General features: G+C 44.2%; 1 protein-coding gene. It reads right to left on the bottom strand.

Features of this window, described 5'->3' with window-relative positions:
- Nucleotides 1-365 (bottom strand): RHS repeat-associated core domain-containing protein (locus ODQ17_RS19085; RefSeq protein ID WP_322905640.1); only part of this gene is annotated, 365 nt, incomplete at its 3' end.
- Nucleotides 366-620: the final 255 nt, after the last annotated feature.

The following is a 620-nucleotide window of genomic DNA, read 5'->3' on the forward strand; positions in this document are numbered from 1 at the left end:
ACTCCCCATCCTAAGCCCGTAGCGCCTGGCGTTACTGCCCCAACAGCATCTGCACCTAATGCAGCTAAGTTTGTAGCCGTCGCCCCACTCGATGCTATTTTATAAAGATCGTATACAATGAAACCCACATCAGCAATAGTGTCAACAATTAAGCCTGTTGCATCAGTATTATTTACCGGATCATTCATTGCATAGGCATACGGATTCCAGCCTCCCTCCAATCCTATTGGATCTGCCTCCATATAACGTCCCAATAATGGGTTGTAATAGCGGTTTAAGTTGTAATGTAAGCCCGTCGCTTTATCATAAACTTGTCCTGGAAAACGAAGGTTCATCTCAACCGTTTCTACTGTCGGTTTAGCCACTCCAAATGCATCTGAATTCCTCACCCAAACCTTATTGTTCGTCGCCGAATCAATACCTCGGTACGGTGTGTTTTTCTCATCTGTTAGTAAATAGACTATCTTGTCACCATAGATCGCCGATACCGGCTTATCTCCCAACCAAATATATTCGACTAAAGCCTGACCATTGCCATCATATTCACCTAAAAGATGATCTGCTTCATCATAGACATACTGACGGGTCGATCCGTTGCGTGCCGTTAATATCCTTTGGTT

The organism is Acinetobacter sp. IRS14, assembly GCF_034650275.1.
In the GTDB taxonomy this organism is placed as follows: Bacteria; Pseudomonadota; Gammaproteobacteria; order Pseudomonadales; family Moraxellaceae; genus Acinetobacter; species Acinetobacter oleivorans.